Here is a 25,803-nt window from a genome sequence, read left to right on the forward strand (position 1 = left end):
CGCTCAAGGAGAAGAGATGGAAGCCGAAATGGCATAGCCGACAGCCAATACGGCGCAGCCTTGTACATGCACTACGGCATTCGCACGCAGCTGTTTGGCGCGCCCATCCTCGGTGGGGACTAACCGCACATCGGCATTGAATACGCCGAGCGTGCTTAAGTCCCGATCGAATTGATCCGACGCATTGGGCGTCAGCAGAATCGTGGAATTGAGGAGTTGGCTATTGCTTGGAAACAGCCGTACCTCCCCGGCTTGGCTCAAAAAGAACTCGATCGGCACCAGCACGCCTGCATCATCTTTTGAAACGGCATTTCTGGTTTGTACGACTCCACTGGCTGTCACAAGCAGTGTGTTATCCGGCAGCTTGCTGACGATGATGCGCGGGCGCTGAATATTATTCGGACTGATTCGGATGGTGGGGAATCGTTTTGCGGTTCGGCGCACGGGAGTAATTGTTCGTGAGCGGGTTTGATGGATTTGTCGCACTTGACGCTTTTGACGCTTGAGTGAGGCTGGCAAAAAGAAAGGAGACGAAGGCTTAGTGTTGACACGCATGCTAATTCATCCTTTCAAAGGAGTTTGCATTAGCATATGCTTCAGCCAGTCCGCTAGAGAGGGACAACGGTATAGCCGGACGAAAATTGGAACTGTGATCGTGACCATCGGCCAATAGATAGGTTCGCAACATTTGAAAATCCGACTCGTGGGACGTAAAATAGAACAGTATGGCAAGAAGTGGATGACGGGCCATGAATTTATATTACGGACGGACATTAGGAGGAGCAACCATGACGCCGCAAGCCAAGGCACGACCCGTACTAACCGAAGGTCCAATAGGGAAGACGCTCTTTCTGTTCTCCCTTCCGATCCTGCTGGGCAATGTGCTGCAGTCGCTCAACGGATCGATCAATTCCATCTGGGTCGGTAAATTTCTCGGTGAAACCGCACTGGCGGCTACGTCGAATGCGAACATTATTTTATTTTTCCTGTTAAGCTTAATATTTGGGATTTCGATGGCAGCCGTCATTCTCGTCGGTCAAAATCTCGGCGCCAAAAAGGTGGATGAAGCGAAGCGTGTCGTGGGAACCAGCACTACTTTTTTCGCCCTAGCTTCCATTATTGTTGGACTGCTCGGGATCGTATTCTCACCGCATATTCTCGACTTGCTCAATACACCGGCTGACGCTAGGGAGCTGGCTATTGCGTACACGCGGATTATTTTTGCCGGCATTCCGTTCATGTTCGGCTACAATCTGGTGATGGCCGTCCTGCGCGGCTCGGGGGATGCGAAGACGCCGTTTTACTTCCTGCTGCTGTCGGCGGTCTTCGACGTGGCGCTAAACCCGCTGCTCATTGCCGGCATCGGCCCGTTCCCGAAGATGGGGATAAGCGGCTCGGCTACGGCGACCTTCATTGCTCAGCTGCTGAGCTTTGTGCTTCTGCTGATCTATCTGTATGCCAAAAAATATTTTCTGCGGATTACCAAAAACGATCTTCATCTGCTGAAGCTCGATTGGCCGTTGATTGGGCTGCTGATCCGCAAAGGCCTGCCGATGGGGCTGAACATGGTCGTGGTGTCGCTCAGCAACCTGGTGCTGATTCATATCGTCAATGCGTTCGGCTCGGAGGCTTCAGCCGCTTTCGGCGTGGCGAACCAGATCTCCAGCTACGTGCAAATGCCGGCGATGGCGATCGGCGGAGCGGTCACTTCCATGGCTGCTCAAAATATCGGAGCAGGCAAATGGGATCGCGTAAGTCGGGTAACCTGGATCGGAGTCGGGTTTAATGTGGCGTTGACCGGCAGTTTGGTCGCCATCATTCATTTGTTTAACCGCCAAGCGCTGGGCTTGTTCTTGCCGCTGGAAGGCAAGGCGATTGATCTGGGTGTCCATATCAACAACCTTACGCTGTGGTCGTTCATTATTTTCGGGATATTCAACGTTGTGGCCGGAGTAGTTCGTTCCGCGGGGGCGGTCATCGTGCCGCTCGTCGTTTCATCGATTGCCTTGCTGCTGGTCCGCATACCGTTTGCGTCGTATTTCAGCAGCCACTACGGCTTTGATATGATCTGGTGGAGCTTCCCGATCAGCTTCGCGATCGCAGCCGGGCTCAACGTGCTGTATTACCGGTTCGGCAATTGGCGCAAGGCCCATCTGATGGATGCTGCCAAGCGGGCGAAGCCGGCGCAATAGAGCATATAAAAAGCAGAAACCACTCCAGCCTTGAAGGGCGGAGTGGTTTTTTGTCGTACGAAAAATTACCAAGCATAAGCCTGCGGAGCGCTGCCTCCTGGGCCTGGAAAAATCTCATCCAGCTGCTTCAAGACGTCCGCGTTCAGCTCGATATCGACCACCCGCAGGGTGCTCTCGAACTGCTCGAGGGTACGCGGCCCGATAATCGGCGCCGTCATGGCTGGATTCACCAGCGTCCAGGCTAAGGCTACGTTCGCCTCGCTTTCGCCCAGCTCTTTGCACAGGCGGCTGAACGCCTCCAATTGGCTGCGGCGCTTCTCGGCGCGCTCCTGATTGCGGGAGCTGCGGGAGCCTGCGGCCGGATTCAGCGCATTGCCTCCGAGCAGTCCGCCGTCAAGCGGGCTCCAGGCAATGACGCCGATGCCGTATTCTTCAGCGGCTGGCAGCACTTCCAACTCCGGCAGTCGGCACAGCAGGCTGTATTTATGCTGCTCGGAGACGAGGCCGAGGAAATGGCGGTTTTTTGCTTCGTACTGCGCTTTGACCAAATCTCTTCCGGCAAAATTGCTGGCCCCGACGTAGCCGATTTTACCCTGATAAACATGAACTAAGAACGCTTCCCAAAGCTCATCCCAAGCGACGTTGCGGTCGACGTGATGCATTTGATACAGCTCGATATGATCGGTTTGAAGGCGTTGTAAGGAAGCCTCCAAGTGGCGGCGGATTTTGTACGCGGATAGTCCGCGCGCTGCGTTAGGGCCGTCGTCCGGATTCTCCATGTCGCCGAATACCTTGGTGGCCAGTACCACTTTCTCCCGGCGTCCACCGCCTTGGGCGAACCAGCGGCCGATGATTTCCTCGGTCTTGCCGCGGGAACCAATACCCCCGTACACGTTGGCCGTGTCGAAGAAATTCACTCCAGCATCTACAGCGGCGTCCATAATGCGAAATGCTTCTTTCTCACTCGTATCGACTCCAAAATTCATGGTGCCGAGGCACAGCTTACTCACTTTTAATCCGGAACGGCCTAAGTACGTGTACTTCATTTTCAATACCAACCTCCTAAAAAATGGTGAGAGCTATTGTATATCATAACGTCCCTTCGTAGACATTTATAGTACGCAATAATTAGTTACATGCTTTATTTCGAGGGAACAAGTAACTTGGACGTAAGTAAGGTGTGGATTAAGGTGGAACTTTTTAGGTTTTGATTGTTGAAGAATAAATAGTATATACTAAAAAGTAAGTGTGCTTGTGAATCCCACAAGGTGTAATAGGTGTACAAACAAGAAGGAGCAGGAGGGTTTATTCATGACAGAGGATCAAAAGTCCATCCAAGGGATCACCGATGTCCCTTTTTCAATATTGGATTTAGCGCCGGTGCTTGTCGGCGGTACGCCGCGCGATTCGTTTCATCGCACGCTGGATTTGGCGCAGCACGCGGAAAAGTGGGGCTACCATCGGTTCTGGCTGGCGGAGCACCACAATATGCCCGGCATTGCCAGCTCGGCAACCTCGGTGGTGATCGGCTATGTCGCAGCCGGCACCACAAGCATCCGCGTCGGCTCCGGCGGCATCATGCTGCCGAATCACGCGCCGCTGGTCATCGCCGAGCAGTTCGGCACGCTCGAGTCGATGTACCCGGGCCGGATTGACCTCGGCCTGGGCCGTGCACCCGGCTCCGATCAGCCGGCCGCACGGGCATTGCGCCGCGGACTGGGCAGGGACGGGCATGACTTCCCCGAGCTGCTCAGCGAGCTGCGCGGCTATATGAACCCGGAGCTGGGCACAGCCGTGCCGGGCGTTCGCGCCTTCCCGGGCGAAGGACTGGATATCCCGATCTGGCTGCTCGGGTCGAGCGGATTCAGCGCCGAATTGGCGGGCCAGCTCGGGCTGCCGTTCGCGTTCGCGAGCCATTTTGCCCCGGACTATCTCATGCCGGCACTGCATCTGTACCGCAGTCAGTTCCGCCCGTCCGAGACGCTCGCAAAGCCTCAGGCGATGGTCGGCATCAACATTATTGCGGCGGATACGGATGCCGAAGCGCAGCGGCTGGCTACGTCGCACCAGCAGTCCTTCTTGAACATTATCCGCGGACGCACCGGAATGATGAATCCGCCGGTAGACAACATGGACGCGCTCTGGAACGAGCAGGAGAAGGCGTATGTGATGAGGCAGTTGAGTTTTTCCGTCATCGGCAGCAAGGAAACCGTACGCGCGAGACTCCAGCAGCTGCAGCAGCAAACCGCCGCGGATGAATGGATCGTCTCGTCGCCGATTTATGACCATGGGGCGCGACTCCGATCGTACGAGATTTTAGCTGACATTGTCAAAGGGAAGTGAAAGCAAGAGCCGTCGCCATGTGCGCGGCTTTTTTGTTTTAGAAAATATAGCGCATACAGCGTAGATTTGCGACATTTGAAAACGCTACCAAATATGCTAGCATAAAGAATGTAAACGCATCCATAAAGGTGAAAGAGGGAGGACTGAACAAGCGCATGAGAAAAAGCTTTGTAAGTCTGCTATCTGTAAGCTTAATGTTTTCTTTGGCATTAATGGGATGTTCACAGCGTCCGAATGGTAACACGGGTACGGGAACAGACGTCAAGCCCGCTCAGCCCGCACCATCCGCAAGCAGCGGACCATCGGCGAGCAGCACGAGCGGCGATAAAACGAAGCTTACGGTTTACAGCACCATGAGCGATACCGTGAATCAGGATGTCCTGAAGCAAATCGCCAGCGATTTTACGAAAGAAAATCCGAACATTGTAATTGAATACCAATTTCCAGGCTCGGAGTATGAGAATATCTTGAAAGTCAAAATGGCGGCCAACGATCTTCCGGATGTGTTCGACACACATGGTTGGGCGATCATCCGCTACGGTAAATACCTTGCTGATTTGAAAGACGAGCCTTGGGCGTCCAAGCAAACGGATACCATCAAGCCGGTCGTCACCAGTAAGGACGGTAAAGTCCACGCCTTGGTCATGAGTGAAGCGAAGGATGGGTTCTCATACAATGTGGACGTGCTCCAAAAATATAATATCGAGGTTCCGAAAACCTTAGATGAGATGCTGGCGGCAGCCGAGAAAATCAAAACGCAAAGCAACGGCGAGGTCACTCCGTTCTTCATGTCGGGGATTGACAACGGGATGATCGGCAGCTTCTTGGATCATTATGGCAGCTCCTACTACATCAGCCCGAAAACGAACGACGCACAAGCGTTTCTCGACGGGAAGTTCGACTGGAACAAGTGGACTCCGCTCGCGCAAAAGCTGCTCGATATGAAGAATAAAGGCTATATCAACGCCGATGTGCTCAGCGCCAAGCGAGTTGACATGCCTGCACGTTTTGCCCAAGGAAAAATCGCCTTCATATCGGGTGGTCCGTCCTTTGCGGGCGATGTGCAGAAGATTAATCCAAACGTTAAAATCGGCATCATGCCGGTACCGGCTGCTGTGGCGGGCGACGAGCCGCTCTTCTCCGGCGGTGAACGCTACACCATGGGCGCATGGAAAGACGGAAAGCATCTGGCGGAGTCGAAGAAATTTATCGCCTTTGTCGCGAAGCCGGAGAATATGTTAAAGATCGCCAATTCAACCAAGCTGCCGTCCGGGTTGAAGGATATCAATGCGAAGCATGAGTTCTCCGACTACTATGCCAAATACAGCTCGGTTCGCGTATTCCCTTATTTCGACCGCGTGTACCTGCCGAACGGTATGTGGGATGTCATGTGCAAAAGCGGTACCGCATTGCTCGGCGGAACGTTAACGCCACAGCAATTCTCAGAAAAAATGAAACAGGAATTTGATCGTCTCCGCAATAACTAATTGAACAGACGACCGGGAGGGTGTCCGCCCTCCCGTTTGATTTATTACGAACATCAGGAGGTGCAGCCTATGGCGGAGGTTAATACGGTGTCCGTATTAGATGCAGGGGCGCGGCGTTCCCGAAACAGTGCAATTAAGCGGTTCATACGCAACGGCGGGATGTTGAATCTGCTTTATTTTCCGGCGCTCATTTTGTTCTTCGTCTTTATTTTTTATCCGTTTATCAAAGGCATCCAGATTTCGTTTACCAATTGGAATGGCTATAATCAGGAATACAAATGGGTGGGACTAAGAAATTACGCAAGGCTGTTAACCGACCCCGATATTGCCAAGGTTATTAAAAACACGATCATCTACGGCGTTGGCAGCACCCTCTTTCAGAACATTATGGGCTTGCTTTACGCGCTGTACCTGAATATGAACTTCCGCACCCGCGGAATCGTGAGAACGATCATTTACTTACCGGTTATCATCAGCTCCTTGATTATGGGTTATATTTGGTACTTTTTCTTTCAATATCAGGGAGGCGCCATCAACGACATCCTGCTGCTGTTCCAGGATCAGCCGACGAATTTGTTGGGAGATCCCTATATCAACGTATGGATTATTACCTTCGTTAACACGTATCAATATCTAGGCATTGCGATGGTGGTATTTCTGGCGGGCCTGCAGACCATCCCGAAGGACTATTATGAAGCGGCAACCATCGACGGGGCAGGGGTGTTTTCGCGTTTTATCCATGTCACATGGCCTTTGCTGGCGCCTGCTTTTACCATCAGTATTGTGATGAACTTGATCGGCGGGTTAAAGCTGTTTGACGTCATCGCGGCATTGACCAACAGTGGTCCTGGCTACGCCTCGGCATCCATGTCCACCTTAATGTACTTGCTGTATTTTGGCCGTGAGGATGCGGGCTATGCCGCTACGATCGGGATCGTCATGTTCATCATGATATCGCTTGTCAGCATGATCTCCTTAGTTTTCTTAAGAAAAAGGGAGGTGTCCGCATGAACCGCAAAAAGGGATGGGTCACCCCTCTTTCCGTTTTGATCTGCTTGATACACATCTTGCCTTTTTACATCTTAATTACGACCTCGTTTAAAGCGATGGATGATCTGAGCTCCAAATGGATGTTTCCCGGTTATCTGTATCTAGATAATTTTATCAACGCCTGGTACGATGCCAAATTGGGAATCGCCTTCAAAAATAATCTCATTGTTGCGGTCACTTCCATCGTATTCATAGTAATTGTCGGCTCGATTGCGGCTTATCCGTTATCCAGACGCCAAACCAAATGGAATAAATTCATTTATATGCTGTTTATTTCCGCACTGATCGTACCTCCTCTAACAAGCTTGGTCCCACTCTATAAATTCATGGTTGATTTGGGCGGGATGAACCAATACTGGGGCATTATTCTGCTGCATATCTCGTTCCATTTGCCAATGACGATCTTTTTATATACCGGCTTCATCAGCACGATTCCAAAAGAGCTGGACGAAGCAGGGATGATCGACGGGGCAGGGCACTTCGGGTTGTTTTACCGGATTATTCTCCCCTTGCTGAAGCCGATTACGGCCACCGTTGTGATTTTGCATGGCGTATCGGTGTGGAATGACTTTCAATTTTCGTTGTTTTTCTTGCAAAAGCCGGAGCTGCGAACCGTCACCGTAGCGCTTTCCAGCTTCTTTGGGGAGGATGGCAATAAGGTTGGTTGGGTTGCCGCGGGCTCATTTATGGGAGCGTTACCGATGATCGTCATTTATTTGTTCCTGCAGCGCTACTTTATTACAGGACTTTCGGCAGGCGCAATAAAAGGATAGGACCTATGGTTCATTGCGGTGGTACTGACAAAAGAAGACAAGATTTGCTAAAGACAAACCTCACGAAAATTGTAAAATAAAGGATAGGAGGGCGATGCTGCAGTAGGGGGAGACTTGATGTGGAAATCGATCCGGTTCAAATTAACGATTCTGTTTCTGACAGCCATTGTGATCCCTGTTGTCGTTATCGTCATTGCGATCCCCTCCTATTACGAGGAGTTAATCCGAAGCCAACAGTCTTCGCAGATGAAGGGAACGTTAACGGCACTAACCTTCAGTATCGAAGCGTATTTGGACGACCTGGACCGCATGACGATCACGCCCTATTTGAATGACGACGTGATGAGGGCGTTAAAGATGAAGTCGACCTTTGGGTGGAAGCTGTGGACGGCCTACGAGCAGTTTGAAGCGGAACAGGCGCTATCGAATACGTTACCAAAATTTTTGAAAAATACTCGCAAAGACATCCTCGGCACCATCCTTCTTCCCATGGACGGCTCTGTCTATATCACCTCGCCGGGCGGTTACGTGAGCAAGCCGGTTGAGCTCTTTCCGTACGAAAAACAGGACTGGTACATTCAGGCGCTGAGGGCTGATGGTAATGTTGCTTTTACAAGCGTCCACCCGCAAAGCTATTTGGAAGGCGCGGGAACCGAGGTGTTCTCCGTGGCACGCCTGATTAATGACCCCGATAGTCGACGTCCGCTAGCGGTGATGATGGCGGACGCCGATACGGCCGCTTTGGAGAAAATGATGCACGGAATTCAGTTAGAAAACGGCTCTGCAGCCGCCATTCTCGACGATAAGCGAAAGCTCATATACGCTAGTCGGCCGCTGCCGGAGAACGTCCTGCATCAATTGGCGGACGAACGCAGCACCGTGGAAGACGTGAATGAGCGCTACTCTGTCGTCACCCAAACGGTCAGTCGCTCCAACTGGCGGATCGTCGTGCTTTTTCCGGAATCGGTCATTAAAGTGCAGCTCCAGCGTATTTATTGGGTTGGGGTCATCGTTGGCGTTTCGGGCCTGATCATTGCTTTGCTGCTTTATTTCACGGTGTCTCACTGGATGATCACGCCGTTCAAGCGGATGATTCAGGTGATGAAACGCGTCCAGCGCGGAAATTTGCAAACGTTTTACCCCGTACGCGGCAATGATGAAATTGCTCAGCTCGGCATAAGCTTAAATACGATGATATCCCAGCTTGGCGAGCTGATCGACCGCGAATTTCGTGCTGCACTCGGACAGCGGAATGCCGAATACCGTGCGCTGCAATCTCAGATCCAGCCTCATTTTTTATACAATACCTTAAATGGATTTATAGGTCTCAATCGAACAGGCCAACGTGTGCTGCTGGAGCGGGCTATCTTGTCTTTAAGCGGGATGATGCGTTACAGCCTGCAGCACAACGACTGGGTACGGCTAAAGGATGAACTGGATTTCATAAGCAAATATTGCGAGCTGCAGAAAATTCGGTTTGCCGAAAAGCTGGACTACCAGATCGACTGCGGTCCGGGTACGGCGGACATTGTGATTCCTAAGCTGCTGCTTCAGCCGATTGTTGAAAACGCTATTATTCATGGGATTGAACCAAGCGATACCGCTTGCCGTCTTACGATTGATGCGGCGGTGGCGGACGATTGGCGGGAAGGCGAGGAGTGGCTGGAAATTCGAATTGCCGACAACGGAGCGGGGTATGATCCCAGCACAGAGCGGGAGGGAGTGGGAATCAGCAACGTACGGGAGCGGTTAAAGCTGACTTACGAAGGCTCTATCATGAGCGTAGAGACAGCGGTAGGACAAGGCACGCTCGTACGAATCCATATTCCGTTGAAGGATGTGAGCCATTCGTGAAGATGGTCATTGCCGATGACGAAAGCTTAGCACGGGTTAATTTATCCTGCATGATTAAAGATATGGAGGCCTCTTGGCAGATTGTCGGCGAAGCGACCAACGGCGAGGAATTGCTTACGCTGGTCGCGCAGCATCAACCGAATATCGCGATCGTCGATATTCGGATGCCTAAGCTGAATGGGCTGGATGCGGTTCAGCGCGGTAAATCGCTCTCCCCGTTTACAAAATGGGTGATTCTGAGCGGATATTCTGATTTTGGCTATGCGCAGCAGGCACTGGCTTTAGGGGTTTCCGCTTATTTGCTCAAGCCGGTCGATCCGGTTGAACTGGAACGAACGGTGCAGCTGATCTACAAAGACAACAAAGAGTATATTTCCCTCCTGAACCAGCAGTTTGAAAATAATTTGTCGGCGCTTTGCAACGGACTCACCTCTATTGAGCATGAGGAACAAGACAGCTTGCTGCATCGAGGAAGCTTTCTGGCATGGACGTTCCATCTAGATGCGGCTCGGCCTGCGAGCTTTGTGACGGATATGGAGGTTGAACTATACAAAGAGCTTCGTCAAATGATGGGCAAGCACCTCATTTTCGGGATGAATTTGGCGTTACTGGCACTGCAGAACGGAGATTTGGCTGCCATAGCCGTCTGGGATCCGGACAAGGGCGATGAAGGGAAACGGCGCTGCTACGACTTCTTTGGTGACATAGAAAAGATTATTTCCCGATATCGAACGGCGTATATGACCATGACCGTCTTACAATCGGGGGAGTGCCAAGGCTTTAAGGCGTTAAACGGACAGCTGCAGCAGCTGCAGCAGTGGAGTCATCTCCGCGCGGTTTGCGGGATCGGCCGCAGCCTCGATTATACGGAATTGCTTCGAGTGGCGCAGCTGCCGGATCAGCTGGAAGCCGCGCGCTTGTTGTGTGCCATAGGCAATCACCTCCAGGATTGGATGTGCTTGAATTATCACAATGCGGTCAGCGAGCTGGAAGCCTTGCTGCAAAAAACGCCTCTAATGGGTGCCGAACAAACCAAGCAGGCCGTCCGGTTATTTATTAGTATCGCTATAGGCATCCGTTTGCCCGAAGACCTCACGGTACCGAGAATAATTGAAGCTTTGCGGCAGTATGGCGAAAAGGTTTTGCGCGACACGAACACAAAGGAACCCTCTTCCGTAGATCTGATTACGCAGGTGATTCAATATATCGAGCAGCATTATATGGATGATATCGGGATCGGGCAAATCGCAGGTCAGCTTAATGTTTCGGCCAACTATTTAAGCGCGTTGTTTCATAAGAAAACCGGTGTGATGTTCGTTAAATATTTGACCCGTATTCGGATGAATAAAGCGAAGGAGCTGCTCATGAACACCAACCTTCAGGTACGGCAAGTAGCCGAGCAGGTCGGGTACTACAGCACGAGACATTTCACCAAGCTGTTCACACAAACCTTCGCCACTTATCCTTCGGATTACCGAAAAAATCAGATGCAATCTGGATCATAATCATAAATCTAGGAGGCTTTCCAATGGCCCTGATTCAATGTCACTTTTTCTCCGAGGTTCTGCAGTTAAGCACATCGATGACGGTGATTTTGCCCCAGCAAACCCGCACGCAGATCGGTATGCAAAATGTCAAGCGATCCGAGCGCCATCCTACCCTGTATTTGCTGCATGGGATGTCCGATGATGATACGATTTGGCTGCGCCGCACCTCCATTGAACGTTATGTCGCTCCGCTAGGTCTAGCGGTCGTCATGCCGCAGGTTCATCGCAGCTCCTATACGGATATGGCGTATGGAAACCGGTATTGGACCTTTTTGAGCGAAGAGCTGCCTGAATTGGCCCGATCTTTTTTCCCGTTGTCGGATGCGAGGGAGGATAATTTTGTAGCCGGGCTATCCATGGGGGGCTATGGTGCGATGAAATGGGCTTTAAACAAGCCCGATCAATTCGCCGCTGCGGCGAGCTTATCCGGAGGCTTGAACCGTGCCAAAGTGCCTACGGAGCCGCAAAGACTCCGAGATTATCGTTTAACCTTTGGCGAGGAAAGCGTGGCGGGAACGGAAAACGATTTATTTTGGCTGCTGCAGCAGTGTGATCAGTCCGACGCTCCTAAGCCCAAGCTGTATCAATGCTGCGGTACGGAGGATTTCCTGTACGAGGACAACCTTCTGTTTCGGGACGCTTGCCGGAAAACGAGCTTCGATTTCACTTATGAGGAAGAACCAGGCACCCACGAATGGGGCTATTGGGATCAAAAAATTCAAGCGGTGCTTTCCTGGCTGCCGATGGAGAAGCATCACAAATGAAGAGGACCTATGGAAAGTGTATCGTTTCGGATGCGTTCCCTTGAAGGGCGCCGGGCGGTACGCTTTTTCATTACAAAAATAGCGCGCACACCGTAGTTTTGCAGCCTATGAAAGCGCATACCACAGGCATATATTGATAGTAGGCTAGTCAATAACGAACGAAAGGTTTGAAGCCTATGAGCTTGGATTTATTTCAATTGGATGGACGGGTAGCTTTAATCACTGGCGGAGCGCAAGGGCTTGGAATGGAGATGGCGAAAGCGCTTGCGGGAGCAGGAGCTAGCGTCGCGGTTACAAGCCGTGACCGCAGCAAGGCGGAAGAAGCCGCAGTCGTCCTTAGAGAAAGCAGCGGCCAAAGGGCTGTCGGGATCGCGGCTCGAGGGCCGTAGCCCGGCAGATGAAGCAGCAAAGGTACGGGCGTGTGATCAATGTGGCTTCCATGCTAGGAAGCGTTCGCTCCCCGAACGAAGCGCGTATTGCTCCAGCAAAGGCGATGCCGCATCTGAAGCACGTTCATTTAAAAGACTATTGGATTTACTTGACGGAGGAGGGCTACCGCCTGGTTCGCTGTCCAATTGGCCAAGGGGTGGTAGACTTCCCGGCATTATTTACGCTCCTTTCGCAGCATCATCCCCAAATGACGATGTCCATTGAGGTTGGCGCGCTGGAGGCACGTCATACTAGGGTGCTGGCCGACGATTATTGGCTGGAGTATCCGGCTCGATCAGCGTCGCAATTCGCTGAAACGATGCGTTTTGTGCTTGCCCACGCGAAAGCACCGGCCGATTGGCGGACTCCGTATGAAAAGAACGAGCCCGAGAGCAGCATTATCGCTTATGAAAACCACCAGCTGCTGTCCAGCATTGCCTATATGCAAGGCTTAGTCCGTACTTACAATGCGATTCAAGAAGACTAATCGGCGGAGGGATAACGAAATGCAGATTGACCTACAAGGTAAAGTAGCGATTGTCACAGGCGCCGGTCGGGGGATCGGCCGGGAAATTGCGCTGACCCTGGCTTCGGAAGGCGTCATCACGGTGGTCACGGATGTAAACGAAGCCAACCTGGAAGCGATCAAACAGGAGTTTGAGCAGCTGGGATATCAAGGCTCACAGTATCTATGCGATGTCCGTGATTTTAACCGAATACAGCAAGTGGTGGGTGCCGTAGTAGAGTCCTATGGACACCTGGATATCCTGGTCAATAATGCCGGGGTTGCTGCAGGCGGGATGGTTACTTCGCTGCAAGAAGAAGTTTGGGATTTGAATCTGGATATTAACTTGAAGGGCACTTTCCTGATGTGCAAGGGCGTCATTCCGGTGATGAAACGTCAGCGATCGGGCCGCATTATTAATGCCGCTTCCTTTGCGGCGATTGTTCCGAGCATTGGTAGCGCTGCTTATGCTTCATCCAAGGCGGGCGTGAGCCAATTCACCCGAGTGCTGGCAGGAGAATTGGGACCTTGGAATATAACCGTGAACTGTTACGCGCCGGGCATGATTCCTACCGACATGAATCATTTTGCCGAGCGGCCGGAGAAGGACCAGGAGCGCCTGCTCGATACATTGACGCTTAGAAGGTGGGGCTCCAAGGATGATGTTGCTAATCTCATCTGTTTCCTGGCCTCAGACCTTGCTGAATATATTACAGGGACAATGATCGATGTAAGCGGTGGTAAGCTGGCTACGCAAATTCCAAAAGTCGCTTATGAGAGAGCGGAGGCGGAGAACCATGAATAGTCCTTCGTTTTCCGGATTGGCACATAAAACGGTCATTGTTACAGGCGGCTCCAAAGGAATTGGCGCTGGGATCGTGGAGCAGTTCGCCAAGCTTGGAGGAGCAAGGGTAGCGATAGCGGATGTGGACTCCCAGGGAGAGGCATTAGCCGAACGCTGGAGAAAAGACGGCTGCGAGGTCAGATACTATTCCTGCGATGTTTCACGCACCTTTGACATTGAGCGGATGATGGCTGCTGTAGAGAACGATTTTGGCGGCGTGGATGTGTTGGTCAACAATGCGGGGATTTTTCCCAGAGGCGACCTCATGAGTACGGACGAAGCGTTATGGGACCGGGTGATCGGCATCAACTTAAAAGGCGTCTTTCTCATGTGCAAGGCTGCAGCCCCGGCAATGATCCGGCAAGGAACCGGCGGAAGCATCATTAATATCGGGTCGCTTCATTCTGCCAAAGGGGAGGACAACACCTTGGCGTATGCCGTGTCCAAGGGAGGCCTGATCACGATGACCCGCAATTTAGCCCACGCCTTGGCGAAGCACAGCATTCGGGTGAACTGCGTACATCCCGGCTGGGTGGCGTCGGAAGGAGAGGTTTCGCGCTGGGAAGGGCTCGGAACCCATGAGTTCGATCATATCCAGCGATCCATTCAGAATTTGCCCCTCGGCCGCATGCAAACAGGAACCGATATTGCGAATGCAGCGGTGTTCCTGGCGTCCGACTTGGCCGAGCAAATCACGGGCCAAATGCTAACGGTAGACGGAGGGCTAAGCGTACGGCGGCCCTTAAGCGATATGTCGAGGTAAAGCGCAAGCGCTAGGAAAAATAGAAACTGGTGAGTCCGAGAAAGGTGGATTTTTCTAATGGCGAAAATTACTTTCATAGGTGCGGGCAGCTTAGTGTTTACTAAAAATTTGGTCAGAGATTTGCTTACGTTTCCTGCGTTTGAGGACTGTACCATCATGCTGATGGACATCGACGAAGAACGGCTTGGGTTTGCTAAAGAAGCCGTAAATAATATTATCTCCGCCGGCGGTTACTCCTCTGCCAAGGCGGAAACGACGACGAACAGAGCTGAAGCCTTAAAAGGCGCCAATGGTGTCGTCAGCACGATTCTGGTCGGCGATTTGCCGGTTTGGCGGACGGATTTGGAAATTCCGAAGTCCTTTGGAGTGGACATCAACATCGGCGATACTCGCGGCCCTGCGGGCATTTTCCGCTTCCTGAGGACCGTTCCCGTGATGCTGGACATTTGCCGGGATATCGAACGCTATTGTCCGGATGCCGTGTTTCTGAACTATACCAATCCTATGGCCATGCTGTGCAGAGCGATGCAAGGCGAGACCAAGGTGACAGTGACAGGCCTATGCCACAGCGTACAAGGCACCGCGGCTATGCTAGCCAAGTGGATCGGAGCTCCGATTGAGGAGATTACCTACACCTGCGCCGGGATCAATCATCAGGCCTTTTATCTGGACTACAAGTGGAATGGTAAGGATGCGTACCCGCTCATTCGGGAGGCCGTGCAGAACAGACCAGAGATTTATAACGAGGAGCAGGTTAGAAACGAAATGTATCTCCATCTGGATTATTATGTGACCGAATCTAGTGGTCATAATTCCGAATACAACGCGTGGTTCCGTAAACGTCCCGAATTAATCGAAAAATACTGCACGCATGGCACCGGCTGGAACCCTGGCGAATACGCGCTTACCGTTAAAAATGCCGAGCGAAAGCGGAGCAACTGGAAAAATCAATTGATGGCATGGCGGGACAGCCCAATCGATCTAAAGCGTGGGAATGAATATGCTTCCTATATTTTTAACGCGGTGTTTGGAGATCACACCTTGTTTCAATTTAATGGAAATGTCCGCAATTTCGGATTAATCGACAATTTGCCGGAAGGTGCTTGTGTGGAGGTGCCTATGCTGGCTTCCAGACAAGGGCTGAGCCCTATCCATGTCGGACCATTGCCCGATCAGCTGGCCTTACTTGTGAACACCAGCTCAAGGTGTGAGGAATTGGCTGTAGAAGGAGCGCTTACCGGGGATCCGCGAAAAATATTTCATGCCATCTGCTACGATCCGCTCACCTCGGCGGTGCTCAGCTTGGCGGAAATCAAGTCGATGGTGGATCAAATGTTTAAGGTCAATCAAGATTGGCTGCCTCAATTCAAGCATTTGTCCTGAAGATTAAGAGCCGTCGCCGTGGGCGCGGCTTTTTCAATTAATAGTAGTAGACATAACAAATGTTATGTAATCTAATTTTGTCGCGATAACATTTTCTGAAAATGAACTGAAAATTTTCTAGTGCTTCGAAAGCTATAGGAAGAACACGTACATAGCGGATGCTGCCAAGGAAGGGATGAGCTCAATGGACCGGCCTATCATTTCGGAGCATGAAATGATTCAAGAAACCGAGGGGTTTTACAACATTTATATGGCATTCCTGGACGAAATTACGCAAATTGAGAGCGTCCGGGGGAAGCTGAACGATTTTCAACTGATGCAGGCGGCTTCACGGGCTAAGGATACGATGGGCATTCAAGGCTGGGAGCGCCGGCAGACGATCAACTCGATTTTCGAGAAATACATGCATATTTATCGGGTCTTTGGGCGAGCGAAAGCGGATGAGTGGGTAGCGGTGACGTTCGGCTACGAGCTTCCGGAAGATTCGGAGCGCATTGGGCTCGAAAACAGTGACACGATCGACGATGGACCCCGCAGCGAGCAGTCTCCTAATGCCGGTCAACGATTGCAGGAGCTGTCGCAGCTCATTGGAGAGAAGGAGAGCGAGCTTCTGCAGCTTTACCGAGAGTTTTATTTTCTTCAGCAGCTTGCTGGGCATCCCCAGAAATAATTTCATAGAAGGCGGCTCCCACCTGCGGAACCGTCTTTTTTTGCGTGCATGAAGCAAGTCTTGTTGGGCACCTTAGAAAGAGGTGTGACAACATTTACCAACAAGGGGTGCTCAGAAGGGTGAAAAAGAGATTAAAGTGGTGGATGCGCGGGTTGTCGTTCTCTCTATTCTTCATGCTGCTGCTGCCAGGCAATCTCTTCGGCCAACCGGCTGAATCGATGGAGCAATTTTATCAAAATTCGAAATCAGGCAAAGTAATTGACTTTGTCGGGGATAGCACAACGGAAGCGGCTCCGGGATTGTATGAGCAGTTAACCAATGTTTATGCGGCTCCTGGGGGCGTGCTGGAAGGAGTGCGCATTCGCAATTGCGGCTCCAGCGGCAATACGCTGCACTATTTTGTCAACCAAATCGCAGCCAATGGGCATACGCTCGATCAAGTGATTCGGGACCAAGCGGATTTGTATATTGTCTCTTATGGGATCAATGACATTCGGGAGAGCAGCCCTGAACAGATTCAGTCCGATTTAAAGCTTGCTGTGGACAGGCTGCTCAAGGAAACGCGCGGCGGCGTGCTGCTGCGGATCCCCAATCCTTTTCTGTCTGTGAATCGATGGAGCTACATCCAGATGGACATCGCGAAGGCGCAGCTCTATTCCGATCAGCTGTGGGGCGTATACCAGAGCTTCCGAGACTATGACCCACGGGTGGATCTTCTGGATATCCCAAGTCTAGTGTTTGGGCGACAAGTACAGCCTGAGCATCCGTTTATGCAGGACACCATTCATCCGAATGAGGCAGGCTACCGGGCGATCGCCGATGCCATAGCTCAGAAATTATCCGGCCAGCCGGTCACGCCGAGAATAAATTAGAAATTTTTAGGAAATTTTTATATCCGCTCTAACAGTATTCGACAGCCTCCGTAGTAGATTTATGTAACGATTAGGAACAGATTTAATAGATCTACATCCTACGGGGGTTGGGTTATGAAATATTGGATTGCGGCGGCGGCAGGGGCTATTTTGCTAGTACTCGTTTCTTGTTCTACAAATGAAAGCGCATCCAGGTCACCATTACCTGAAAAGATTACTGAATCTCTTCAAATGGTAAACGTCCCAACAGCGGTAACCGAACCGCTAATTGAACCTCCTGTAGAGCCTTTGGTAGAGCCAGCGGGGCAAGAAGAAACGGTGATTGAACCTCCTCCTGCAAAAAAACATGTCACCTTCGCTTTCGTAGGAGATGTGCTGCTCAGTGGCGGCGTAGAAAAAATTCTTGATAGTAAAGGCTATGACTACCCGTATCAAAATGTTCAACCCTACTTGAGCGAGCCGGATATCACAATAGCGAATCTCGAGACCCCTGTGACGGAAAACGGGACTCCACAAGATAAAGAATACGTGTACAAAACCAATCCCCAGTATCTGCCTGCGCTTAAGGATAGCGGGGTAGATGTAGTTAACTTGGCTAATAATCATTCGATGGACCAAGGGGAGCTTGGACTGGTCGATACGCTTCAGCATTTACAATCGGTCGAGCTTCCCTTTGTAGGGGCCGGTATGAATGAAGCCGAGGCGTTCGCTCCAGTCTACATCGAGAAAAATGGCATCAAGGTCGCTGTTCTCGGATTTAGTAGAGTCGTACCGGAGGGTTCCTGGTATGCAGGGCTCCGAAAGCCGGGGCTGGCAACCACCTATGACCCGACCAAAGCGTTAAAAGCGATTCAGCTCGCTAAACAAAATGCGGATTTGGTCGTCGTTATCGCCCATTGGGGGATCGAGAGAGAAGATACGCCGGAAAAATATCAGGTGAACCTGGCCCACCAATACATCGACAGCGGCGCCGACTTAGTGATTGGCGGTCATCCGCATGTGCTGCAAGGGTTTGAAGCCTATAACGGGAAATGGATCGCATATTCCCTAGGCAACTTTATTTTTACAACGAATGGCGTTCCGAAAACATGGGAGACGCTCATTTTGCAAGCGGATTGTACCCAAGAAGCGGCGTGCAGCATGTCGATCGTGCCTGTGCTTACCAAGTACGCGAGTCCGACGCCCATGGAAGCCGAGGCTGGTGCCAAGCTGATTCAAAGATTAAATGCGATCAATCGAAATGTCAGGATAAGTGACGCGGGTGAGCTTGAAAGTCAATAGACGAATCTTTCGATTCTTTTATTTTTGAGAAAGTTAAAAAACAGCCAATAAGTCAAATAATTAACAATATCATTCCTGCGAATGCTCCAGTACGCTGAATGAAGTTTCCCTGCAGCTCAAGTACGATGACAGCCGGTTGGGAGCCTAACTATGCGAAGGAGGCACGAAAAGGATGAGCTTAGTTTCGAATAATAGGAGGAAAGGTCATGTTGTAAAATGGGCAGCGACTCTGGCACTGTCAGCCATGCTGATCACGCCGGGCGGCATGGGTATGACAAGCAAAGCATTCGCGGCTACGACGTACGATAGCGCCGTCCTAGCGGACAACCCCGTAGGCTACTGGCCGATCTCGCCGGGGGTTACTACAGATCAGACCGGGCACCACATGGACGGTACCTTTACAGGCAGTCCGGTGGGGACTACACTGCCGAATGGCGATGCGGCGACCGCGTTTAACGGCGTGGATCAATATTTCACCGTTGCGGACAACGATTATTTGGAAGTGACGCGGACCGGCATCTTGACCGTCGAGGCGTGGATGCGCCCGGATACGCTTCAGTTCCAGAAATCCGAGAGCAGCGGCTACGTGCATTGGATGGGAAAAGGGACCGCAGGACAGCACTCTTGGGTGGCTCGAATGTACAGTTACAAGAACACGGAAAATCGTCCTAACCGGATCAGCGGCTACTCCTTCAATCTCAGCGGCGGCCTGGGTGCCGGCTCCTACTTCCAAGATGCGGTAACGGCGGGCCAGTGGATCCATTATACGCTGGTCATCAACACCGTGAATAAGAGCTCCGCGTACACTACCGGCTACACCAAGCTGTACAAGAATGGCGTGCTTCGCGACCAAGATCGATTGTCCGACTACAATATCATCCCAGGTAACGGAACAGCACCGATGCGGGTAGGAACACGCGATTTTTCCTCCTTTTTCCAGGGCGCTGTCGGCAAAGTTGCTGTGTATGATTATGAATTGACCCCAGATCAGCTGATGGCCCACTATAACAACATGACGGATGTGGTTCCTCCTACCGCGACCGTGGCTTACAGCACAACAGCGCCGACCAACCAAGATGTCATTGCCACCATCACTCCTAGCGAGAATGTCACGATTACGAATAACGGCGGCTCCAAAAGCTACACCTTCACGCAAAACGGCAGCTATACATTTAATTTTGTAGATGCATCGGGGAATGAGGGGTCAGCTACGGCGGTTGTGAGCAACATTGATCGCACTGCGCCGACTTTAAAGATTACACTTGATCACACCGTGCTAAATCCGCCTAATCATAAAATGGTACCGATCCATGCGACCCTAACCGCTCAAGATAACAATCCAGGGCCGCTTACGATCAGCCTCCAATCGATTACAAGCAATGAGCCGGATGTGGGCTCAGGGGATGGGAATACGGTGAGCGACATTCAAGACGCAGATCTCGGCACCGCCGATACCGATTTTGCGCTTCGTGCCGAACGATCGGGGACTGGGAATGGACGCGTTTACACCATCACTTATACGGTAACGGATGCAGCCGGCAATCAGTCTACTGCAACTGCGACAGTCTTGGTCGATCATGATTCTTCTAAATAGGAATAAACTTCTAGATTTTATAGACAGGGCTAATTTTAGTCCTGTTTTTTTATCAAAAAAGGATTTGTGCCCCAGCTATCGAAGTTATATTCAAACCAGTGAAATTGACAAAAAGGAGCCCGAAATCGATGAGCGAAGCTTACACATTTGACGAAATTGCAAGACTTCCCTTGCCTGGCGATAATTGCGCCGTTGCCACCCGCCAGCTGGATGCCGGTACAGAGATTCATTACGAAGGCCAAACCTTGATCATGGACTATACGGTAATGGAAGGCCACCGGTTCGCGGTGAAGCCGATTGCACCGGGTGAAGAGCTGCTTTCTTGGGAATTGCCTTTTGGCGTAGCTTTGGAAGCGATTCCACCCGGTCATTATGTAATCAATGAGGCCGTATTGGAAGCGCTTAGCGTGAGGCAGCTCAAATTTGCATTGCCAGCGAAGCCGAATTTCGCAGATCAAGTTCATCCGTATATTCTCGATGAAGCCCATTTTCAGCCTGCTCCAGCATCGCCTGCTTACACAGAGGAACGCACGTTCCTGGGGTATCGCCGTAGTGCTGATCGTGGCGTAGGGACCCGTAACTATGTGGTTCTGCTTGGCACCACCTCTCGCACAGGCAGCTATGTGAAGCAGCTTGCCGCTCGATTGCAGAGCGAACTGAAGAACTTCCCTAATATTGATGGCATTGTCCCTGCGGCGCATACCGAGGGGGGAACAGAAAATCCCAACAATCTGGATTTGCTGCTCCGAACACTGGCCGGATTTTCTGTGAACCCGAATGTAGGCGCAGTGCTGATGGTGGATTATGGAATTGAGCCGGTTACCAATAAGATGGTGGAGGCCTATTGCCGCGAGCACAGCTACCCGATCGATGAAGTGCTGCACAAGTTTGTAACGCTCCAAGGCGGCTTTGAAGCGAATCTGGCCATAGGTGAAGAGATCGTACGTGAGTGGCTGCCCGCCGTTAATGCGATGCAGCGGACGCCTGAATCGATCAAGCACCTGAAAATCGGCCTGCAGTGCGGCGGCTCGGACGCTTTTTCCGGCATCTCTGCGAACCCGCTGCTGGGCTGGATTTCCGAAGAATTGGTGCGCTACGGGGGCGCGGCCAGCTTGGCTGAAACCGATGAGCTCATTGGCGCAGAGCCTTATGTACTGTCGAGGGTGCGCAACGTAGAAACGGCGCGTAAATTCCTCGAGCTTGTGGATCGCTTCAAGGAGCGTACGTCTTGGCATGGAGCGAGCGCGGAAGGTAATCCGTCGGGCGGGAACAAGTATCGGGGGCTGTATAATATTTACCTGAAGTCCATCGGTGCGGCCCAAAAGAAAGATCCGATCACTCGCATCGATTTTGCCACAGAGTACGGGGAGCTCATGAAGGATGGCGGATATTATTTCATGGACAGTCCCGGCAATGACCTCGAGAGCATCGCTGGCCAGGTCGCTGCAGGGTGTAATCTGATTTTCTTTACGACGGGTAACGGCTCGATTACTAACTTCCCTTATGTGCCGACGGTCAAGGTGGTTACAACGACGCGCCGCTTCCAGCTGTTGTCCAATGACATGGATGTTAACGCAGGACAATATTTGGAAGGCAAATCGATGGATGAGCTGGGGAAAGAGGTCTTCGACCTGACCATCCAGATCGCTTCCGGACAGAAGAGTGTGGGCGAGAAGGCGGGCCATGCCCAGGTGCAGATCTGGCGTAACTGGCAGCAAAAGGATGCCAGCCAGCTCGACCGATTGCTGCATGCCACGGAGCCGACGGGAGAGCCGATTGAAATTTTGGAGGATACAGAGGCGGTGGCTAGCTCGATCCAATTCAACCGGCCGGAGGGCGGCAGCATCGGCTTGATCTTACCGACGAGCCTCTGCGCTGGACAGGTAGCCAATATGATTACACAGCGCTTGAACAAGCAGGGGACTGGGCAGCCGGATCTATCTCGCTTTGTGGCCTTGGCGCATACGGAAGGCTGTGGGAACTCGGGGGGCCAGTCGGAGCAGCTCTATGCTCGAACGATGATCGGTTATGTGACCCATCCGTTGGTGAAGCACTGTCTGCTTTTGGAGCATGGCTGTGAGAAAACACACAACGACTTCATGCGCCATGAGATGGGTGAGATGGGGGTCGACGCGAGCCGGCTTGGCTTTGCCAGCATTCAGTTGGACGGCGGAATAACGAAGGTGACTCAGAAGGTAGAAGCTTGGTTTGACGATCGGTTGAAAGCAACCGCAGCCGGTAAGGAAACCGTAGGACTGGAAGGGCTGCGCATTGGTATGGTAAGCGATGGTCCCCTTTCCGACACAGCCGGTGAGCAGCTGGCGAAGCTGACCCAAATGATCGTCGGCGCGGGCGGTATGGTCGTTGTTCCAGAGAATAGCGGACTGCTTTCCACGCCGGCGTACAGCCAGCAGCTGCTTCCCGTATCGCAGGTCCAGCCGTCTGTCGCGTATGGTGAGCATGTCCAGCGCAGCGGCTTCCACATCATGGAGACACCAACCGAGCATTGGGTGGAGACGATTACAGGCCTGGCGGCCACAGGCGTTGAGTTGATTATTGCGCTGGTCGGTCATCGGCCGATGCAGACGCATCCGTTTGTACCGATCCTGCAAATGGCATCAGACTCGACCATGCAGCAGAACTATGCCAATGATCTAGATTTGCTCCTCACAGGCGATCCACAGGCATGGACGAACCAAATTCTCGAGCGCAGCAAGCAAATTGTGGAGCAGACGTATACGCCGCGTCTCTACCAGCAGGGGAACGTTGATTTCCAATTAACGCGCGGCTTTTTGGGTGTTTCGTTGTAGTTTATATATGAATGTAAGAGCGGTTAGGGGTAAAATCCTGGCTGCTCTTTTTTTTAGTGCCGCTCCCATTATTTACAATTTTCCTGCGGTATACAATAAGCTCCGCTCCAACCGCGGTGCTGAAGCTGTAGGCATCACGCCGGACGGCAAGTACATGTTCATGGCTATGCAGAGCGCGCTGCGCAATCCGAACAAGGATGTCGACAGCTCCCGACAGCTGCGGATCATCAAGCTTGATCTGACTACACTCGAGCCGGTAGCTGAATATGCATATGTCACAGAAGATGCAAAACAATTCAAAGACGTGAAGCAAGCGGATGTCGTCATCTCCAATCTGGTTGCTGTCAGCGAGAATACATTGCTGATCGACGAGCGCGATAAAAATGCAGGCGACCAGGCTCAATTAAAGCGTATTTTCGCGATTGACCTGTCCGATGCGACTAACATTCTGGGCAAATATGACGATAACAAGGCTGCAGGCAAAACACTGGAGCAAATGAGCACCAAGGAATTGAAGGATGCTGGCATTATGCCTCCATCGAAGCGTACAGTGGTCGATGCTGTTGCGTTCAAATTCCCTTTTGAGAAGATCGAAGGCTTGTCACTTGTTAACGGCGACACCATTGCCATTGTCAATGATAACGACTTCGGCCTTGGCAGCACGTCCTCCGAGAACGGAACAGAGATGTGGACGTTCAAGCTTCCATACACGATCAAGTAGGATCGGCCTGCTGAAGAGCCGGTGATAGATAAAGAAGAAGGAGCGGTTTTCCCTAGCGGAAACTGCTCCTTTTTGTTATTTGCAAATAGACTCTAATGTCCCAATCGACCGATTTATTGGCGCAATCGACCATGATAATTAGCGCATGAAGCGCTATCATGAAGTCAGAGACAGCCTGAAAAGGAGCTGATGAATGCCGATGAACATTGTGATCGTGGAAGATGAACATTGGGCTTTGGCGGAATTGGCCGAAGTGATGAAGGTGTACGAGCCGGAGCATCGGGTCTTTGCTTTCGATAACGGGGAGGATGTTCTGCAAGCCTTAGACAGCGTGGTGCCTCAGCTGGTGCTAACAGACATCAACATGCCGGGGATTGACGGGCTGGAGCTGGTCGAGCAGCTGAACCGACTGGATCCTTCGATCAAAAAAATCATTATCAGTGTCCATGATCAGTTCGAGTATGCGCGACAAGGGATGAAATTCGGAGTCATTGATTTTCTGGTGAAGCCGGTAAAGAAGGAAACGCTGTACAAAGCCGTTAACCAGGCCATAGAGCAAATCGAGCAGAACAACAGACAGAAGCAGGAGCTGCTTCTCGGAAATTTGGCCCGACTGCTGACCGCACCGGAATTGAGCGCGGACCCGATGCTGCATGCTTATGCTAGACCCGCCTATGGAATGATTTTGATAAATTTTGAGCCCGATACTTCAGTTAAAGGCCGAAAATTACCTGAGCTTCACCCAGATGAGCTGAAGCGGATGATCCATAGCACGTCGCCTCAAATTTCGGAGAAAGACATTCAAGTCATCGCGCTTGATGCAGCGCATTCGGTTGTCCTCTTGCCAGGCTCTGCACGGAGAACGGAGGGTCAGCCGGATACAGTGGCGCTTGGTTTGTATCAGCATCTGCATCACGCGCTTTCTTGTCACGTGCATGTCAGTTATGCGATGAAGCCGGTCGGAGCATCGTTTCACGATACGTTCATCAAGCTAAGGCGAACAGTAGAGGATCACCGGCTGTTCGGAAGGTCGTCGTACCTTCGGCCTGACAGCAGCTCCGATGTCGATTTAACGGTGCTGTGGGACCGAGTTCGGGTGATGGAATCCTATTATAAAAAAGGCGATTTGGCTAAAGGTGAAGCAAGCCTCCTGGATCTCGTAGGAGCTGTTCGCAGCCTTTCCATCACGAAGAGGCAGCTGGGATTGTTCGCATGCGATCTGCTGTTTTCCCTCAAATTCAATCTGCTCGAAGCCAAGCTGGGCAGCATTAACATCCACGAGCTTCAAGAGGATCCCGCGCTGATTCACACCGTGTCGGATTACCGCCAGTTGTTCGTGCTCCTTAAAGATAAAATCTGCAGTTTATATTGTGATGCAGAGACAGCTCATCATACCCCAAAGGGGCTGATTTTTGTCCTTCTGGGCATCATTCATCATCACTATCAAACCAATATATCCCTCCAGCAATTTGCCGCGGAGCATCACGTAAGCTTAGGGTACCTCTCCCGTCTATTTAAAAGCCATACCGGATTAACCTTTTCTGAATATATCGTCGATTACCGGATTCGCAAGGCCAAGGAGCTGCTAAGTCATGGAGTGGATCGCTTGCAGGAGATCAGCCGCTTAGTGGGCTATGAGGACGCCAAGCACTTTAGCCTGCTGTTCAAGAAGTCCGTCGGAGAGTCGCCGATGGCTTATGCTAAAAGGTTGAACGGAGCGGGAAGCAAACGTAAATGAAGGAAGGAAAAATCGCCCCCCTGTTTTAGTACAATTTACGGGTTTTCGATTATTGTGCTTATTTTTACAATTAGTTTAAAGCTCTGAACTACGCAGCAAGCGAAAGTAGGAGAGAGACGGAGCTTCTCGGCAGCCATCCCAGGCCTGGGGCAACGCCGTTTGGACGAGAACCGTTAATTCAAA

The 25,803-nt window shown here is 51.6% G+C and carries 22 protein-coding genes; 20 read left to right on the top strand and 2 right to left on the bottom strand.

The features are described 5' to 3' along the window. Positions 1 to 3 precede the first annotated feature (3 nt). Positions 4 to 555 (bottom strand): hypothetical protein, encoded by a 552-nt coding sequence (locus tag FPZ49_RS19830; RefSeq protein WP_144850157.1) that lies wholly within the window; start codon positions 553 to 555, stop codon positions 4 to 6. A 233-nt stretch (positions 556 to 788) separates the two neighbouring features. Between FPZ49_RS19830 and FPZ49_RS19835 the strand changes: the two genes are divergently transcribed. Continuing rightward, complete coding sequence (locus tag FPZ49_RS19835; protein ID WP_144850159.1) at positions 789 to 2,192, top strand: MATE family efflux transporter; 1,404 nt, start codon at positions 789 to 791, stop codon at positions 2,190 to 2,192. A 65-nt stretch (positions 2,193 to 2,257) separates the two neighbouring features. Here the strand turns inward: FPZ49_RS19835 and FPZ49_RS19840 are convergent, their stop codons facing one another. Then, complete coding sequence (locus tag FPZ49_RS19840; protein WP_144850279.1) at positions 2,258 to 3,238, bottom strand: aldo/keto reductase; 981 nt, start codon at positions 3,236 to 3,238, stop codon at positions 2,258 to 2,260. 265 nt (positions 3,239 to 3,503) lie between these two features. On the opposite strand from FPZ49_RS19840, the gene FPZ49_RS19845 reads away from it, so the two are divergent. The 19 genes from FPZ49_RS19845 (at position 3,504) to FPZ49_RS19935 (ending at position 25,620) form a co-directional block, all read left to right on the top strand. Beyond that, positions 3,504 to 4,535 (top strand): LLM class flavin-dependent oxidoreductase, encoded by a 1,032-nt coding sequence (locus FPZ49_RS19845; RefSeq protein ID WP_144850161.1) that lies wholly within the window; start codon positions 3,504 to 3,506, stop codon positions 4,533 to 4,535. Positions 4,536 to 4,690: 155 nt separating this feature from the next. Next, positions 4,691 to 6,022 (top strand): ABC transporter substrate-binding protein, encoded by a 1,332-nt coding sequence (locus FPZ49_RS19850; protein ID WP_144850163.1) that lies wholly within the window; start codon positions 4,691 to 4,693, stop codon positions 6,020 to 6,022. Positions 6,023 to 6,181: 159 nt separating this feature from the next. Next, on the top strand, positions 6,182 to 7,033 hold the full coding sequence (locus FPZ49_RS19855) for a carbohydrate ABC transporter permease (RefSeq protein WP_261381504.1): 852 nt from the start codon (positions 6,182 to 6,184) through the stop codon (positions 7,031 to 7,033). Beyond that, the gene (locus tag FPZ49_RS19860; RefSeq protein WP_144850167.1) at positions 7,030 to 7,845 is read left to right on the top strand and encodes a carbohydrate ABC transporter permease; all 816 of its coding nucleotides are present in this window, start codon (positions 7,030 to 7,032) and stop codon (positions 7,843 to 7,845) included. Before FPZ49_RS19855 ends, FPZ49_RS19860 begins: the two co-directional genes overlap by 4 nt. 117 nt (positions 7,846 to 7,962) lie before the next feature. Then, positions 7,963 to 9,699, top strand: coding sequence for a cache domain-containing sensor histidine kinase (locus FPZ49_RS19865; RefSeq protein ID WP_144850169.1), 1,737 nt, complete (start codon positions 7,963 to 7,965; stop codon positions 9,697 to 9,699). A gap of 2 nt (positions 9,700 to 9,701) precedes the next feature. Then, the gene (locus FPZ49_RS19870) at positions 9,702 to 11,204 is read left to right on the top strand and encodes a helix-turn-helix domain-containing protein (RefSeq protein ID WP_261381505.1); all 1,503 of its coding nucleotides are present in this window, start codon (positions 9,702 to 9,704) and stop codon (positions 11,202 to 11,204) included. Positions 11,205 to 11,227: 23 nt separating this feature from the next. Beyond that, a complete protein-coding gene (locus FPZ49_RS19875) occupies positions 11,228 to 12,010 on the top strand; it encodes an alpha/beta hydrolase (RefSeq protein WP_144850173.1) in 783 nt (260 codons plus the stop codon). Between the two features lie 176 nt (positions 12,011 to 12,186). After that, positions 12,187 to 12,399: an SDR family NAD(P)-dependent oxidoreductase gene (locus tag FPZ49_RS19880; protein WP_144850175.1), complete on the top strand. Its 213-nt coding sequence runs from the start codon at positions 12,187 to 12,189 to the stop codon at positions 12,397 to 12,399. A gap of 8 nt (positions 12,400 to 12,407) precedes the next feature. Then, positions 12,408 to 12,926, top strand: coding sequence for a hypothetical protein (locus FPZ49_RS19885; protein ID WP_144850176.1), 519 nt, complete (start codon positions 12,408 to 12,410; stop codon positions 12,924 to 12,926). A gap of 19 nt (positions 12,927 to 12,945) precedes the next feature. Continuing rightward, positions 12,946 to 13,749: an SDR family NAD(P)-dependent oxidoreductase gene (locus FPZ49_RS19890; RefSeq protein ID WP_144850178.1), complete on the top strand. Its 804-nt coding sequence runs from the start codon at positions 12,946 to 12,948 to the stop codon at positions 13,747 to 13,749. Next, positions 13,742 to 14,551, top strand: a complete 810-nt coding sequence (locus tag FPZ49_RS19895; protein WP_186445930.1) for an SDR family NAD(P)-dependent oxidoreductase — start codon at positions 13,742 to 13,744, stop codon at positions 14,549 to 14,551. The genes FPZ49_RS19890 and FPZ49_RS19895 overlap by 8 nt, the downstream gene beginning before the upstream one ends. 57 nt (positions 14,552 to 14,608) lie before the next feature. Then, entirely contained in the window at positions 14,609 to 15,934 is a 1,326-nt protein-coding gene (gene melA / locus FPZ49_RS19900; protein WP_144850182.1) for an alpha-galactosidase, read from the top strand. A 184-nt stretch (positions 15,935 to 16,118) separates the two neighbouring features. After that, positions 16,119 to 16,604: a hypothetical protein gene (locus FPZ49_RS19905; RefSeq protein WP_144850184.1), complete on the top strand. Its 486-nt coding sequence runs from the start codon at positions 16,119 to 16,121 to the stop codon at positions 16,602 to 16,604. A 119-nt stretch (positions 16,605 to 16,723) separates the two neighbouring features. Further along, complete coding sequence (locus tag FPZ49_RS19910; RefSeq protein ID WP_144850186.1) at positions 16,724 to 17,476, top strand: SGNH/GDSL hydrolase family protein; 753 nt, start codon at positions 16,724 to 16,726, stop codon at positions 17,474 to 17,476. 114 nt (positions 17,477 to 17,590) lie between these two features. After that, complete coding sequence (locus FPZ49_RS19915) at positions 17,591 to 18,757, top strand: CapA family protein (protein WP_261381501.1); 1,167 nt, start codon at positions 17,591 to 17,593, stop codon at positions 18,755 to 18,757. Between the two features lie 172 nt (positions 18,758 to 18,929). After that, a complete protein-coding gene (locus FPZ49_RS36915; RefSeq protein WP_261381502.1) occupies positions 18,930 to 20,351 on the top strand; it encodes a LamG-like jellyroll fold domain-containing protein in 1,422 nt (473 codons plus the stop codon). Positions 20,352 to 20,479: 128 nt separating this feature from the next. Further along, on the top strand, positions 20,480 to 23,161 hold the full coding sequence (locus tag FPZ49_RS19925) for a UxaA family hydrolase (protein WP_144850188.1): 2,682 nt from the start codon (positions 20,480 to 20,482) through the stop codon (positions 23,159 to 23,161). 7 nt (positions 23,162 to 23,168) lie between these two features. Next, on the top strand, positions 23,169 to 23,882 hold the full coding sequence (locus tag FPZ49_RS19930; protein WP_144850190.1) for an esterase-like activity of phytase family protein: 714 nt from the start codon (positions 23,169 to 23,171) through the stop codon (positions 23,880 to 23,882). A 193-nt stretch (positions 23,883 to 24,075) separates the two neighbouring features. After that, positions 24,076 to 25,620, top strand: a complete 1,545-nt coding sequence (locus tag FPZ49_RS19935; protein ID WP_144850192.1) for a response regulator transcription factor — start codon at positions 24,076 to 24,078, stop codon at positions 25,618 to 25,620. Positions 25,621 to 25,803 lie beyond the last annotated feature (183 nt).

Origin of the sequence: Paenibacillus cremeus, assembly GCF_007786445.1 — a bacterium.
Taxonomy (GTDB): domain Bacteria; phylum Bacillota; class Bacilli; order Paenibacillales; family NBRC-103111; genus Paenibacillus_G; species Paenibacillus_G cremeus.